The following is a 15,853-nucleotide window of genomic DNA, read 5'->3' on the forward strand; positions in this document are numbered from 1 at the left end:
CTGGCCAGCGAGGGTTTTGCTATCACAGAGTTTCAATTTGCTCGTTAGAGTAAATAATGAAGACTCCTGAATCTCGTTTCACTATTCTGGCGGCCTGCTCTTCTCCTACCATGATGGTGCCCAGCGTCTGCTCTCCCTGAGTGTCAGTGTCTGCTTCTGCCATCACCAAAGAGACTCCCTCTGCGTTGTTGGCCGAGAGTTGCTGTGTTTCGGTGTTATAGTACACAGTAAAACTGCGTTTCAGTTCGGACCCCGGTAACTGGTAGTCTACATCCAGTTCCAGCTCCCCAGCTTTGAAGTCGGTGCGCTGGCCAAGCAGAGATAGATCTACATGGTATTCACCCAGCGTGACATTGACATTCATGGCGGCACTGACATCCAGATAGTTGGTTTCGTTCTCGATCTGATAGGTGTTGTCTGGCTTACCTATGATGACAAAAGCGTCGTAACTGCTAAACCGCCCGAAATAATACACGCTGATTTGACCATGTCCCGGGTAACGAAGTGTTTGGTACTGTCGAAGGTTACGTTCAAATTCAACCCGTGCGATGCCCTGACGGCTGATGGCCAGCTCGGTTCCGGTGATATCCCATACTGCTTGCTCATAAGTATCAAAACTCGCAGTCCATGCAGGGTTTTGCTCCGGGTCAATATACTTCCCATTTGCGTCTACCGGCAGGCCCTGTTCATTGAGGCCGTATGGTTCGATATAGTATGCGGCATAGCCTCCCGCGCTGCTTGGCTTGAGGAAAGCAGTAATACTTCTGTCAATGTTGTGGAACTGATCAAAGTAGCGCGTACTAATCATGTAGGCATTTTGCTCATTGACCGGCTCAACCACATTAATGAACGCAGACTTTTGTTCTATGGCCGTGCCGTTATGCGACACGCTATAGTGATAATTCGCTGCTTTGGCATCGTCGCTTGACGAAGTCCAGGACTGTGTCAGTTCACCAATAACAGACGTCACGGTATTACCGTCTGCTGCTACGGTAATCTCTGGCTGATTAGAAAACTTGGGATACAAATAACGCGCAGACAGGGTATAGCTACCACCAACCTGGTAGTCTTGTTCTGTGAGCTGATAGCGAGCATATCCGCCTTCTAATTGTGCGAGATGAATATTATCCATATGTGCTGGTGTCAGCAAAGTCTGAACGTCTTTTATCGCGGCGAAGTTGACGGGCATACGTCTGAGTTTTTTGAGTGTTTCCGCATTGTCAGCGTAGATCCAGGTACTCCAAGGGAGATCATCGGCCGGTATTGTTTCACCGGATTCAAGTACGACTTGCCCGTTTGCGTAACTGACAATTTTTCCTCGTCTGAATGAGACAAACTGAGCATCAAACTTTCCGTGTCCATCAGGGAGCACCCGCTCGAGTCGTGTTGGACTGTAACCATCGGAATATGTTCTTTTATATACCATATAATCAGTACCCTCATAGGTGCTGAGTTCTCTGATATGAGTTGCTAGGGTACCATCATCCTGCGCATATTGAGTGGTAAGGGTCGCAATGCCCTGCTCATTGACTGGCTGATAGTCAATGTCTACCGTATCTCCAGCTGTGCTGGTGATTTTTGCTTTTGATTGCGACGCGAAAGTCAAAGTACCTGCTTTAGGAATTACACGGCCAAACTGCTCAAAGCCTGCCGGGTTGAACTCGCTCAGGTTATCGAGTTTGACAGTCAGGTTGGCGCTGATCTGATCTCCCTGAGCTGCAATAAATGCCCCGCGCAGTGACAACATGGCAGGCACAAAGACGGTATCCGGACGAATGCTGAAATCGTAAGTAGAGATTGCGCCACTGGAGGAGGATGTTTGCTCTATTTTTTCGATGTGCTTAGCAGTCAGCTCTGCATTGATCATACCTTTAAAGCTCACCGGGTTAGCGACGGCGTCTGTCGCTTTTTGTGCTACGGTTACGTTCAGTGTCAGGCTACCATGGCGACCATCAAGTGTCGGGGTATTATCTTCTTTGAGCTGTGCCACGGTGACGGGTTGATTCAACACGACCTGGACTTGGCTACCCGGGTGGAGAGTTAACGCGGCAATGCTATTTTCAACTTTGCCTGAAACGGTCAGCGTATAAGTTTTGTTGTCCTCAGCAATCATTATGTTAGCGTTGGCTTGCAGCTGCTCATCACCGGCTGAAGCAGAGACTGAGTAGCTCAATCCGGCTTCGTCGATAACAGCTACACCGGTCGCTCCGGCCAATTCCAGATAATCATCCAGTTTGATTGGCAGGTTATTGTTGGGCAAGTCACCAGCGCGGCGAGCACTGTCGATTAAGGCTAAGGCTTCGGAAACATCCGCAAGCAGTTTATACGAGTTCGCTTGTTCACGTACCACATCGGTTGCATCTTCAATGAGAGTGACAAACTGTTCACCCTGAGTCTGTACGTCCTTACCTTGTGCATCAGCAATATCAAACAGGTTGGCAAATACGCGAATGTCTTGCACCATGGCTGCCGCTTTGGCTACGGCATCTTTCCCACTTTGCTGTTGTGCCTGACCTTTGACACGATCCTCGGATTCCATGTCGGCGCTGAGCATCTCATTGTGTAGTCGGGTTGAAAGTTTTTCTAGCTTGCTGAGTTTGCCTAACTGATCTGCCAAAGTGGGATCCGCTTTAATCAGCGTGATCAGTTGTTTGCTGGCCAGCTCTGCACCAGCAAGAATATCACTGAGATTAAATTCAAAGCTGGCATCGTCATCTCCTTCACGGTTGGCCAAAAAGGCGCCGTCAGTTGCCTGAATATCAGCAATAGCCTCAGCCAGGCGGGTGCTCAGAGCATTTGTTTGTTCATTTGAATCCGCAAACAAGGCGTGTGCTATACCGGCGTTGATCAGTGCATAGCGTAGATCGTTACTGTTATCCTCCCCCAGCAGTGAGGCGCTGTCTTCTAGCATTGTTGGCGTCATTTGCTGCAGTGCACCGACCAGCCCAAACAGATCCGCGATTTCTGAGTGTGCTTTCTCAATGGACTCAACTGAAACGTCTCCGCGCTGCTGGGCAATTGCTGCTGCAAAGTGCGTCAGCGGTGTAATATTGGCCGTGCTTGACTGCTCGGTTACATTAACGAATGTGCTTAGCACCAGCTCTGGGTCTTCTTTGGTCAGATTAATGCGCTCCCCAAATGCAATAGCATTACCCGCATCATTTTGACCACATCCAGCTGGTGCATCACAGATCATGTAGGTTGGTTTTTGCGTATCCTGACTGACACTGATCTGTGCTTTGACTATGCCCTGTACGCCATCAAGGGTGGTACTAAACTGCCCCTTTTCATCGGTAAAAACAGCGCTCTGCTCTGTTACCTGAACGGGCTTACCTTCCTTAAGTGTGAAAAAAGTCACAGGCGCGTTGATCAGGGTGCCTTTTGCTGCAACACCTTTTATTTCACGGGATGTGCTTGTGGTATCTGGAGTCTGATCCTGAGTGGTCTGTTTTGCATTGTCGTTGTCAGAGCCGCATCCGCTGAGTACAGACAGAACACCTATCGCGAGGAGTGTTTTTTTGAATTCCATGTTTAGTCTCCGAAATTTCGAGGTAGTAGAGCAATACGCAGGTCAGACCACTACATGGGTCGACGGTCTAAAGAGAAGGGGGAAAGTTATGTATCAGTTAGAATGCCATATCCTTGCTGTGAATCCACTTCGTCCTGATGCAGTATGTGCTTTATTGCTATTATTGGTTCAGGGTGTATTTTAATCAGATACAGCGTTTTGGCAATATCTAACCGGACTTTAGTTTTATATTCAAAAGTCTAATCATGGAGTGTGATAAGCAAGGTAACTTTGGTTTTAGCTCTATTGGTGAAAAAAGCGCAATTGCTACTTAGGGAAACTCACCCACAGCCAGCCATCAGCACCGTTAAAGTGCAGTGTCTGAATCGCATCATGTGTTTTGAAGTTGACCATATTGACCTGTTCTGACCAGACATCCCTGAGCGCATCATGGCGCATTTGCAGGCGATTCAACACATCGGGCATAGGAGCGCGTTGGGTCACCCAGAAAAACTGTCCGTCTATGCTACCGCTGTATAAGGAAAGGGGTATGACTTTACCGTTTTCATCTTTAAGCGCCACAGTATTATGCACATACTCGGCAAAGCGGGCTCTGTCTGATGCGTTTTGAAAGAGGTTAGCCTCTTCACCAAATAGTTTCTCAACAGCATGTTCTGTATCGTGCAAATAAAATCGATGCATGAGTTCGAGCTGCTCACTATTTGGGTCAATCAGTACTGTTGTCATAGCGGCTTTTATCTGGTGCGCTGTTGCGGTGTTTGCCCAAATTAATGCCAGTGCGGCAATCAGCCGATCCTTCATGTGGTCCCCCTTGGTTGCTTTCGGGTTCTATCATATCGCGAATTGGTTCTGATTATTGTTATTTTACTGCTGTCCTTGTTATCCAGATTAAAATAATCAGTATGTAGTGAGCGCATTGAGTTTTTCATTGTTTGCATTGGTCTAGTGTGCGATGTGTCTTGGCCCCGTTATTGCTGGCTGTATAAACCCTGCATTCCAGGTATGTAAAAGTGACATGCTTTGTGTGTCAAAATGACAATAAATTTTCGTGCCAAGTTCCCATTTTGCAAATTTATTGTCTCTATTTTACAAATAAATTAAAAAAGCCAAATTCAATGGTTGAAATCGGAACTAAATTCCCAGTAAAATCGCGGACTTTTCAATCGGCGAGTAAAACTGGCGTTGGTTTTGCTCTGTACTAAGTACCCGTTTAGCTTAAAATGTGGTGAGCAGTATGGATTTCTACATACTAAAAAAACATGAGAAACTCGTTGCCATACCGGCAGACGAACAGAACTGTAAAGAGTATCTAGATAACGGTTATTTTTACGTAGATAAAGTGGCCGCGTGTAACGAAAAATCGGCACTGAAACGATTACATGGCAAACACAATCGTTATTTAAGAGCACTTTGGTTACTGGTGATACCTGTCGTGATTTACGCCTGGCGTCAACTCAGCCATTAACCTCTTCGCCTAAGCAGTGTATATTAACCGACATTAAGGTTAAGGAACGCTGCATGAAGGTTTTACACACATCTGACTGGCATTTGGGTCAACAGTTTTACGAGCACAGCCGTCACGCTGAACATCAGTTTTTTCTCGACTGGCTGTGCGACACACTCACCTCCTATCAAATCAATGTTTTAATTGTCAGTGGCGACATCTATCACAGTGCAACGCCCTCCGCTATGGCTGAGCAACAGCTATATTCGTTCATAAAGCGTGTAAAAATGAACAACCCGGGTCTACATATTGTGATCACTGCAGGCAATCATGATTCTGCTAATCGAATAGAAACCGCCAAGCCGTTACTGAGTCAGTTTGATACCCATGTGGTGGGTCGCTTTGATAAGCATAATCCTCAGGATGTGGTTAAAACCCTCGTAACCGAACAGGGCACGTTACAGGTTGTGGCTATGCCTTTTTTGCGCAGTGCCGATCTGGACAGTCAACCCGACGACCCGCTGGCGTATCAGCAGGGCGTGGAACGTGCATATCATGCTGCATACCAAAGTCTGGATGAGCAACATCCGGTTCTGGCTATGGGTCATTTGCATGCAAAAGGGGGCAGTATTTCTGGTGACTCCGAGCGCAACATCACGATAGGTGGCTTCGATGCCATTACTGCAACTGTATTTGGTGAGCGCCCTGATTATGTAGCACTGGGACATTTGCATAAAGCACAAAAAGTCGCAGGCTGTGAATCAATTCGATACTGTGGGACGCCCTTACCGATGTCATTTTCGGAGCGCAACTATCGACATCAGGTGCTGCTGGTGGAATTTTCCGACAATGTCCTCAGTGGTGTAAAGCCCCTTGACGTTCCCCGCCTAAAGCCGGTGATTTTGCTCCCTGAACGCGGTGGCGCGACTTTGGATGAATTACTTGAGTTACTGAGTGATTTGGATCTATCTGACTATCAAGACAAGCCCGAAGCGACGCCTTACCTGAGGCTACGTCTCAATGCCAGTGACACGGATAGCCAGTTCCGCGTTAAGATTGAGCAGGCACTGACTGATAAACGTGTCCACTTTTGTGGTATCGAGCGGATCAGTACAACACAACACTCTTTAGACACCCCTTACTTCGAAGACTTGGGGCAGGTCGAGAAGCTGGAGCCAATGCGTTTACTGGAGTTGGCATATGAGGCACAAATTGACAGCGAGCAACCTGTTCCCGATGCGTTGCAAAATTGCCTGATGCAGGTGCTGGCCAGTGTACAGGAGCAGGAAGCATGAAGTTATTAGGGATCCAAGTACAGAATCTGGCATCGCTGGCTGATGCTGAAATCGACTTTACTCAACCTCCGCTCAAAGATACTGGCCTGTTTGCCATCACCGGAGACACCGGCGCAGGTAAAAGCACCTTGCTGGATGCCATTTGCCTGGCGCTCTATGGCAAAACAGCACGCTTAAAAGCAGACGCCAAAAACAAAGTGTTACTTAATGGCGATGAGCTAAAGCTCAATGATCCGCGTAACCTATTGCGTCGTGGTTGTGTCAGTGCCTTGGCTGAAGTGACTTTTTGTGGTCAGGATGGTGAGCAATACCGCGCAAGCTGGCGTGTCAGCCGTGCCCGCAATAAGCTCAACGGGCGAGTGAAAGAGGCCGAACACCAGGTTGTGCGAGTAAGTGATGACACCCTACTTGCCACCAAAACCACCGAAGCCAAACAGCTTCTGGAGCAACTGCTGGGATTGAACTTTGAGCAGTTTTCCCGGGCAGTCTTACTTGCACAGCATGAGTTTGCCGCCTTTTTAAAAGCGAACAGTGATGAGCGTGCGCAGCTGCTAGAAACCCTGACCGGTACGGCCAAGTTCAGTGTCATAGGTAAGGCAATTTTTGAACACCATAAAGCCAAACAGGATGCACTGGAGCAGCGCAAACAATCACTGAATCACGTTACTTTGCTCAGTGATGAGGTGCTTGCTGAGCATCAGAGCAAAGTAGCCGGCTTGACGACATCCATTACACATGCCAGGCAGGAAGAAAAAACGCTTGAGCAGGGGATCACCTGGTATCAAACCTGTGAAAAACTGACTCAACAGTGCCTCTTGGCTGAGCAAGAGCAAATGCAGTTTCAGCAGCGCCTGAAAGAGCTACAGGATGACTACAATAAAGCCAGGCGTGCACAGTCGGTAGAAGTGATAGCGGACAACCGGGTCCAGGCCAAAGAAGCCATAGCCCGGTTAACACAGCTGGATGCGGATATCAGTGCACTGCAACAGCAAGATTACACCCCGCAGATCCGCTCTGCACGCAGTGCCCAGCAAGATGCTCAGACGCGACTTACACAGGCAAAACAGCAGTTGCAGGCAGCAGCGCCCGCTCTGCATGCATTGCGTGAGTTAGATCAACAACGCGAAGCCAATAAGCAGCTGCTGGCACAGAGCACTGCGGCGCTCAATGAAATGCGAGCGCAGCATGATACGCTGATACAAGACGTTGAAAAATTAGAAGTGCAACTGAAAACTGATCGCCAGGAGATGGCGCTATTGCAGTCCCGTTGTGAAGCAGAACCTGAGCTTACCCATTTGAGTGCGCATTGGCCGCAGGTCAGCAATGCGCTGGCGCACTGGCAGAGCTGTCAGCAGCAACGCATTAAACTGATGGCTGAACAGCAGCAAACACAGGTGAGTGTTGATAAAGACAGGGTGGCACAGCAAGGACTAAAACCCAAACTGGCTGAGCTAAAGCAACAACTCACAGATGTTCAGGCCAGCCTGAATGCCACTCAGTCTGAGCTAAGTGGGCTCGATTATGAGACGTTACAATTTCAGCGCACTCAGTTATTACAGGCGCAGCAGAGCCAGCAACAGCGCAAGGAGCTGGACCAGGAACTCGGTGAACACCGTGTTCATATTGACCGCTTAAGGCATCAGCATCATAGTCTGCAGCAGCAGCTTAAAGATACAGAGCAGCAGGATGAACTAACCAGACAACGCGTGTTACTGACCCAGGAAAATCTCCAGCAGGTGCGCTTTCGGGCCAGTGACAGTGTCAGTAACTTGAGGGCTCAGCTGGTTGCTGGTCAGGAATGCATGGTGTGTGGTTCGACCGAGCACCCCTATGGTGTGGATCATATCGACAGCCACTGGCAAACACTGATAGCCGATTTTGAATCGCAATATCAGGCTGCAGAAAAGGCCCGTGAGCAGACACAACAGCGGTATCATGACTTGGTTGGTCAGGCCGAAAAGTGTAATGGTCAGCTACAGGCCGCGCTCCAGCATGAGGCGCAGCTCAGCAGAAAGCTCGCTCAGGTTGCAGAGATTTTAGCGCAGCTGCCGGCAGAGTTACGAGATACAGGCGATCCTCAGGCATATCTGGCTCAGCTGGAGCAAAAATTACATACCTACAGCCAGCTGAGTAAGAGACAGCAACAATTGTGGCAGCAACAACAGACATGCCAGCAGGAGTTACAGCAACAGGAGGAACAGCTGCGGTTGTTGCAAAACCAGATAGAACGAGCTGAGCAGTCATTGGCTTATGTGCAGAGCAGGTTGACAGACATTCAAACTGAACAGCACGATGCAGTAGCAGAGATAAAACAGTTATATCCAGTGCCATTATGGTGGCAGCAGTTTGAGCAAGCACCTGACGATGCCATCGCAATACTGACTGAGCAGGTGCGACAGAGGCAGCAGCAGCAAGCATTAGTTGCAGAGCTACAACAAAAAATCAGTAACGATGAACAACAGGCGAAGTTACTAGAGCAACAGCGCCACGACAAACAAGTGCAACTTGATAAAGCGGTGCGCTCAGATCAGCAACTGGCTGAGCAAGCTGATGCACTGACGCGCGAACGTACTGCAATACAGCCTTTGGAGGTCAGCGCCGACAACTGGCATCAGTCTTTGCTGGAAGCGCAGCAAAGCGCTGAGGCTGCCCTCGCTCAGGCTACGCAGCATGCAACCGAGTTGCGCCAGGCACAGGAATCTCAGGCACTGACATTGGTACATAAACAACAGTCGCAACAGCAGCAGCACGAAGCGCTCGAAAAAATTCAGTCTCGTTACCAAGTCTGGTTCACTGAGGTAAAAACGCAGTTTGAGACACTGACTGAGGACGAAGTCGAGACACTGCTGCAATGGGATAAAACACAGTGGCAAACCTTGTTACAGGCGTATGAAGAGCTAAATAAGGCTTTTCAAAGTGCTCAAAGCAAGCATGCGCACCTTAATGAGGAGCTTCAGCTACTTCGGGCTAATCCCGCAACTGAGCAAAGCCTGGAGCAACTTAAGGCAACTTTGGCGCAGCTGCAAAAGGTGCGAGACGAAAACCAGGCACAGCTGGTCAGCATCAATGCCGTGCTAAAACAGCACGAAGATAATAAAGCGTATCTGGCTGAACAGTATGAGCAACTTCAGACTCAACAAGCTGAGTATGAACACTGGCATTTGCTAAATCGCTTGCTTGGTGATGCTACGGGTAAAACTATGCGCAATCTGGCTCAGGCGCAGACGCTGCGGATCTTATTGCAGTATGCAAACCATCACCTTTGCAGCCTGAGTAATCGTTATCGTCTGACGGTAATAGGTCAGTCCCTCGAAATTGCGATAATTGACCGGGATATGGCTGATGAACAGCGCAGCGTAAACACGCTCTCTGGTGGCGAGTCATTTTTAGTGTCACTGGCACTGGCGCTGGGTTTGGCTTCTCTCTCATCAAACCAGGTTCAAATCAGCTCATTGTTTATTGATGAAGGATTTGGCACTTTGGATCCACATACGCTTAGCGTGGCGCTGGATGCGCTTGATGCTTTACAGTCGCAAGGGCGTAAAGTGGGTGTTATTTCCCATGTGGCAGAAATGACCGAACGCGTTGCGACACAGATTAAAGTACAAAAACAGGCCGGCGGTTATTCGTCAGTCACCATCAGTGAACGATAAGGAGACATCATGCCCAGTTTTACAAAGGATGAAGCAACCCATTACGACAGTCGCATTGAGCGCCTGGTGCCTGGCTATCAGCTGTTACATGAACTGGTTCAGGCACAGTTACAGACGCTATTACCCGAGCAGGCTGAGGTCCTGATTGTGGGCGCCGGGACTGGAAAAGAAGTACTGCAGCTGGCAGAGGGTAACCCGAACTGGACTTTCATCGTACAGGATGTGTCTGACGATATGCTGGCCATCGCAGATCAAAATTTTACTAACTGTGGATTGTCATCGCGCGTGACCATGCATTCAGGGCCGCTGGTGCCGGGCCAGTATCAGGCAGATGTTGCACTGTGCCTGTTGGTGATGCATTTTGTGGCAGACGATGGCGCTAAGCTGGCACTACTGGAGTCAATTCATAGTAACCTCAAGCTGGGTAAACAGCTGCTTCTGGCGGATCTAATGAAGCCCGAAACCCCATTTGAGCGCGAGTCTCAGCTTAAGCACTGCCGCGCAATGGGCCTGACTCATATCGGCGAAGAACGAATGCGTCATAATCTGGAGCACGAATTTTACCCACTCGACAGGATCCGGCTGGCAGAGCTGCTGGATGAAAGCGGTTTTTCTGCCGCTCATATGTTCTTTAAAGCGTTAGGGTTCAGTGGCTTAAGCTGTATTAAACAGTAACTCAGTTATGCTCCGTCAGGATCAGCTCAGCCAGCTTTGAGATCTTTATATTACTAAGCTGGCGATAATCCAAATACGGGCAGATCAGTAACTTATTAACGGGGTCGATGGCAAATTCCTCATCTATCCAGTGCAAAGAGTTAGTAAAAATATGATCTCTGAGTAAAGCTTTTGCATAAGTGCGCCCCGCTATGATGTGCCAGTCATAGCGATTGGCAGCCAGATCAGGCACAGAGAACAATAAAGCCTCCTGACTTCCCTGCTGTAACAGCCGCTTATCCCGATACTTTTGCCAGCTTGGATAGTGTTTTGGTTGGTTAGTAAAATCGTGATCTGGGTGACTAAGTTCAGCTATAAACTTGGCATAGACATTAAACACCTTGCGCCAACCATTACCACATTGCTGGTTGATGTAGTCGATTTCCCCAGCCTGTAAGGCTATGACTTTATTTAATTTTTGAAATTCTGCGAGTTTTGGCGGGTGTTCGACATAAATAGCCAGCATCCCCTGCTCTGCGCCAAACCCGTAAGTTGGTAAATTCATGATCTCACTAAAAGGTGTTTGCTAATACTCTGAATATTATATCTGTTTTTGTACCGCTCTTTCGAGTTATCAGCTGTAAACCCCCTTTACACTGAGCTTTCGCTCTAACTTTTCTGACTGTCTTATCTTTGACTTATAAATGACTGAAAATATTAATATTTAAGAAATGTGTCTGTAACCGGTTCGGCCCAACCTATTGTGCGCTTTATAACAATAACTGTAGCAATCGTAGCAACTAACTCGGAGTAACTAATGAAGCGCATAGCATATTCGTTGATCGCCGCTGCCGTCACAGTGGCATTATCCGCCTGTGATGGTGACGATGGTAAACAAGGCCCTCAGGGCGAGCAAGGTGTTCAGGGTGAGCAAGGCACTAACGGTACAAATGGCAAAGATGGTGCGAGTGCCGCTAAAGGTAATGATGGCGCTAACGGTACTGATGGCCAAAACGGTGGTTCAGGCCTGATCCGTATTGCCACAGTGCCAGCTGGCGCTGAGGTCACAGGTTTGTTCCTGAGCGAGCAAGGCGATCTGTTCTTCAATGTACAGCACCCGAGCGATGCGAATACATTGGTAGATGGTAATCAGCGCCCTTATAACGGCGGCACTGTGGGTGTACTAACGGGTGTTAACTTCAACGAATTGCCACGCAATATTGTGAGCTCACCTGTTCCAGTGACAGATCTTGAGAGGCAAACGGTTGTGACTGCGATTGGTCAATATCAGATCCTGGGCCAGACTGGTGATGTGTATGCTGACTTGGGTGAAAAAGGCTTGGCCGGTGGCTTAGGTGTGCACTACGGTATCACCTCAGGTGACAAAATCCTTGAAAACGACAGTCCGGACTTCAATGGCTTTGTTCCAAGTGCTGACGATGAAAATACAGGTTATTTATTTACTAACTGGGAAGCTTACCCGGGTGGTATGAGCCGCCTTAAAATGAGCAAGAGCGACACGGGTAAATGGAGCATCGAAGAAGCCATGATGCTCAATTTTGATGCCGTTAAAGGCACCGCGGCAAACTGTTTTGGTTCTGTATCACCTTGGGGCACGCCGTTAACGTCTGAAGAATGGATTGTAAGATCTGACGTTGACACTACTCAACATGCTAACTGGAATGATCCGGCCTTTACCAGCATCAACAGAATGAAAGAGCTGGTTGCACCTGAGTTCCCTAACCCATATCGCTATGGTTATATTGCTGAAGTGCAAAATCCGCTTTCCGATACGCCAGATATTGTGAAGCACTTCACCATTGGCCGTTACGAGCACGAAAACTCAGTAGTTATGCCGGATGAGCGCACTGTGTACTCTTCTCAGGATGATACCGGTGGCGTACTGTTTAAGTTTATTGCAGATCAACCTAAAGATCTGAGTTCAGGTACGCTGTATGGCGCGAAGCTGACTCAGGACAAGGGCCTGAACGATCCGGCGGTGACAGGCTTTGATGTGACCTGGGTTGAAATTGCATCAGGCACCAATGCTGAAATTGAAGCCTGGATTGCCGAGTACGATGAAATCAATACTGAAGACTTTGTTGAAGGTCAGACAAGCTACCTGTCTGTGGCTGACGTAAAAGCCTGGGCAGAAGGTAAGGCAACCTACCCAACGCTTGCTGAAGGTGGTGGTCTGGTTACAGCGGGTAAGCCAATGGATAACCGTGCCGCATTCCTTGAGTCTCGCCAGGCGGCCAAGCAGTTAGGCGCAACGGCAGAATGGCGTAAGCTGGAAGGGATCAGCATCAACTACGACCGTGTAGTCGAAGCGGTGACAGGTCAGGACAGGGTACCGGGCGAAGTGGTTGAGCAGGCTTATATGTATATCGGTGTTGCTGATATCGACAATACGATGACTGATGGAAAGGGTGATGTTCAGTTGTCGAAACGTGTTCTTGATTGTGGTGGTGTTTACCGTGCCCACATCGATAATAACTACAACCTGACTCGCATTGAGCCAGTAGTGATGGGTGGCACATTCCGCTCTAGCCTGACTGATGCAGAACAATGTGACGTCAATCAACTGTCTCAGCCTGATAACGTGATTGTTATGCAGGACGGCCGCATCATCATTGGTGAAGACGGTATCCAGGAAAACAACACCCTGTGGTTGTACGATCCTAACTCTAAGTAAGTGTAAGACTCGCGGTGCCCGTTCGTGGCACCGCATTTTTTTATCCAAAAATGGACGTCATAAAAATGAAATACCAAGTAATCGGCCTGGCGGTAGTTACTGGCCTGGCACTGACCGGCTGCGAAGAAGCACAACATCATAATCAAGCTGCCGAGCTAATCGCCTCGCAGTCAGCGCATAAAGTTGCACCTTACAAACCCGGTGATGACATTCCGGCAACCGCTTACCTGGAGCACGATGAGGTCTATAACCCTGAGTCTGTGATCCCACCTCAGTGTTACACCAAAACCGATGGCGTGAATAACCCCTGTTATGCCTGCCATCAGACTTATCAGCAGGAGCCGGAAAGACCCAACGCGATGCGCGATGGCCATTTGCAGGGCGTGTATGAATTCTCTGACTTAGGCCTGAAAAACCACTGGAAAAACCTCTTTGTGGACAGGACAGATTTGATTGCAGGTGTGCCAGATAAAGAGATCATGGAATGGATCAATCAGGATAATTACACCCCGTTTATAGAAAAGCTGAAACAAGATAAGCAATGGCAAGGTGAGATCACCCCGTTGGAAAACCTGGCCTACCCGGAAAAAGCCTTTGATGAAATGGGTTTTGCCAAAGATGGCAGTGGCTGGGTGGCGTTTAACTACAAACCCTTCCCATCGACGTTTTGGCCCACCAACGGTTCCACGGGCGATGTGATGATCCGTTTGCCCGAAGCGTTTCGCTCAAAAGGTGGCGTATACAATCAGGACGTGTACCTGGCAAACCTGAGTCTGGTTGAGCTGGCATTAAAAGGCTTAGATAAGATCTCAACACCCACAATCTCGGAACAACGCATTGGCCAGGATTTAAATGGCGACAATCAGCTCACCAAAATCAGCGAGATAACGAGGCAGTCACATTATGTGGGGGATGCCACAGATGCGTTGGCGCATATGCTCTACCCCCAGGAAACTGAGTTCCTGCATACAGTACGTTACATTGGTGTAGACGAACATGGTGGTATTTACAACGCGCCGCGTATGAAAGAAGTACGCTACATGAAAAAGCATAGGTTTAAGACCCGCCAGTCACTGAATTCTTCATATCACCGTGAAGAAAAAGAGAAAGCATTCGAAAATCTGCCGCAAACCCTGTATCTGGGCGATCAGGGTATCAACAACACCTTTGGCTGGACCATTAATGGCTATATAGAGGACAAGCAAGGTAACCTGAGACCACAGCATAAGCAGGAGCTTGCGTTTTGTAATGGCTGTCACAAAACCATAGGCTCAACCTACGACCAGACCTTCTCATTTGCTCGCAAAGTAGAAGGCGCACGCGGCTGGGGCTATATCAACCTCAAAGAAATGAAAGATGTCCCCAACAAAGGTGAAACTTTGGGGGAATTCCTGACTTATATGAACCGCGTTGGCGGTGGCGACGAGTTCCGCCAGAACCGCGAAATGCTGCAAAAGTGGTTTAAAGCAGACGGCACGGTAGACAAAGAAAAAGTCGAGTCAGCAGATAACCTGTACGAGCTGATCACCCCATCAAAAGAACGGGCGCTGGCACTCAACAAAGCCTACAAAACCATTGTGGAGGAGCAAAGCTACCTGTTCGGCCGCGACGCAACATTGGTAGAGGCAAGCAACGTACTGCAACAAGTAGACGACTCCCAGGCCCCGTTAAAAAAGGAAAACCAACACCAATGGGACATGCAACTTGATTGGGTGAGCAGCGACCGATGATTAATTATCATCGCAGCACTGCGAACGCTTTTCATGGATGAAAAGCCGGGAGCCCCCTACAGGGACGTATTGCCACTCGTACGTTATGAGAACGACGATTGATAATCGTCGCAGACTCGGCGCCCCCGCTCACTTAGCGCTTTTCATGGATGAAAAGCCGGAAGCCCCCTACAGGGACGTATTGCCACTCGTACCTTACGCGACCGATGATTAATTATCATCGAATATTGTGAACGCGAGGCATGGACGCCGAGCCGGGAGCCCTCCACATGGACGTATTGCCACTCGTACCTTATGAGAACGACGATTGATAATCGTCGCAGACTCGGCGCCCCCGCTCACTTAGCGCTTTTCATGGATGAAAAGCCGGAAGCCCTCTACAGGGACGTATATCCACTCGTACCTTAAGCGACCGATGATTAATTATCATCGAATATTGTGAACGCGAGGCATGGACGCCGAGCCGGGAGCCCTCCACATGGACGTATTGCCACTCGTACCTTATGAGAACGACGATTGATAATCGTCGCAGACTCGGCGCCCCCGCTCACTTAGCGCTTTTCCTGGGTGTGTCGTGCAAAGTCGTGCTCTAGCGCGTTCTTTGCGCAAGGTGAAATGAGCCGTTTTAGCTGGACTTACAGTGTACTCTTTCCTGTAATTCACCTGTCTGAATGTCGACACCCTGTACACGACATGGGATCTATTATCATGCAACTCGAATTTAGCAATAACTTGGAAATTGAATACGCCAGATCCGCTGCTCAGCAAAAATGAGTGATTGTTGCACAGATAAGTTGTCAATCAGGTTGTTCTCCATCGTTAGCAGGCTGAGTATAAAGTTTAATGACTGAAT

The 15,853-nt window shown here is 48.7% G+C and carries 9 protein-coding genes; 6 read left to right on the forward strand and 3 right to left on the reverse strand.

Features of this window, described 5'->3' with window-relative positions; all coding sequences use genetic code 11:
* Window positions 1-22 precede the first annotated feature (22 nt).
* The gene (locus ELR70_RS02260; RefSeq protein WP_054016405.1) at window positions 23-3,529 is read right to left on the reverse strand and encodes a hypothetical protein; all 3,507 of its coding nucleotides are present in this window, start codon (window positions 3,527-3,529) and stop codon (window positions 23-25) included.
* A 306-nt stretch (window positions 3,530-3,835) separates the two neighbouring features.
* Entirely contained in the window at window positions 3,836-4,330 is a 495-nt protein-coding gene (locus ELR70_RS02265) for a DUF6702 family protein (RefSeq protein WP_054016403.1), read from the reverse strand.
* Window positions 4,331-4,763: 433 nt separating this feature from the next.
* On the opposite strand from ELR70_RS02265, the gene ELR70_RS02270 reads away from it, so the two are divergent.
* The 4 genes from ELR70_RS02270 to ELR70_RS02285 are packed head-to-tail and all read left to right on the forward strand — an operon-like array spanning window position 4,764 to window position 10,596.
* Window positions 4,764-4,994: a hypothetical protein gene (locus ELR70_RS02270; protein WP_054016402.1), complete on the forward strand. Its 231-nt coding sequence runs from the start codon at window positions 4,764-4,766 to the stop codon at window positions 4,992-4,994.
* 53 nt (window positions 4,995-5,047) lie between these two features.
* Window positions 5,048-6,268 carry an exonuclease subunit SbcD gene (sbcD, locus tag ELR70_RS02275; RefSeq protein ID WP_054016401.1) on the forward strand — a complete coding sequence of 407 codons (1,221 nt, stop codon included), beginning with the start codon at window positions 5,048-5,050 and terminating at the stop codon, window positions 6,266-6,268.
* Window positions 6,265-9,921: an AAA family ATPase gene (locus ELR70_RS02280; protein WP_054016400.1), complete on the forward strand. Its 3,657-nt coding sequence runs from the start codon at window positions 6,265-6,267 to the stop codon at window positions 9,919-9,921. Before sbcD ends, ELR70_RS02280 begins: the two co-directional genes overlap by 4 nt.
* Window positions 9,922-9,930: 9 nt before the next feature.
* Window positions 9,931-10,596, forward strand: coding sequence for a class I SAM-dependent methyltransferase (locus tag ELR70_RS02285; protein WP_054016399.1), 666 nt, complete (start codon window positions 9,931-9,933; stop codon window positions 10,594-10,596).
* 1 nt (window position 10,597) lies between these two features.
* Here the strand turns inward: ELR70_RS02285 and ELR70_RS02290 are convergent, their stop codons facing one another.
* Window positions 10,598-11,140: a hypothetical protein gene (locus ELR70_RS02290; protein ID WP_054016398.1), complete on the reverse strand. Its 543-nt coding sequence runs from the start codon at window positions 11,138-11,140 to the stop codon at window positions 10,598-10,600.
* A 252-nt stretch (window positions 11,141-11,392) separates the two neighbouring features.
* Between ELR70_RS02290 and ELR70_RS02295 the strand changes: the two genes are divergently transcribed.
* Window positions 11,393-13,270: an alkaline phosphatase PhoX gene (locus ELR70_RS02295; protein ID WP_054016397.1), complete on the forward strand. Its 1,878-nt coding sequence runs from the start codon at window positions 11,393-11,395 to the stop codon at window positions 13,268-13,270.
* Window positions 13,271-13,335: 65 nt separating this feature from the next.
* Window positions 13,336-15,000, forward strand: coding sequence for a hypothetical protein (locus tag ELR70_RS02300; protein WP_054016396.1), 1,665 nt, complete (start codon window positions 13,336-13,338; stop codon window positions 14,998-15,000).
* The last annotated feature ends 853 nt before the right edge of the window (window positions 15,001-15,853 follow it).

The sequence above is a fragment of the Pseudoalteromonas sp. R3 genome, from assembly GCF_004014715.1.
Classification (GTDB): domain Bacteria; phylum Pseudomonadota; class Gammaproteobacteria; order Enterobacterales; family Alteromonadaceae; genus Pseudoalteromonas.